The sequence below is a fragment of the Paenibacillus sp. N119s genome (assembly GCF_059447605.1).
Genome location: NZ_JCAJRU010000538.1, coordinates 1 through 358 on the forward strand (window position 1 = coordinate 1; position 358 = coordinate 358).

A 358-nucleotide genomic window follows, 5' to 3' on the forward strand; every position below is an offset into this window, starting at 1 on the left:
CCAAAGGTTGTCTTACCTGAAATGAGGCGTAGCCTTACGATCGTAAAGCTTCATACGTACCCAGATTATGTTGACGATCAGTAGCACACCAGACATGATGAACAGTCCTTCGATGCCGATAAATCCGGAAAGCACTCCGCCAATGACCGCACCCAGCATATTCCCGAGCGCCAGCGAACTCGTATTGAATCCGAAAGAGCGACTTTCCATTCCTTCCGGTGTATACGTGCGAATCAGCGCATTTACGCTGGGTAGCAAACCGCCCATAAATACACCCATAAAAAAACGGATAATGACAAGCTGCCATACTTCATTGACAAAAGCCTGTGGAATGAGCATAACCGCCGTTCCGAGCAGT

The 358-nt window shown here is 48.3% G+C and carries 1 protein-coding gene; it reads right to left on the reverse strand.

The features are described from left to right. Window positions 1–12 precede the first annotated feature (12 nt). A partial coding sequence (locus AC5V8P_RS26215; RefSeq protein WP_495474133.1) for an MFS transporter occupies window positions 13–358 on the reverse strand: 346 nt, incomplete at its 5' end.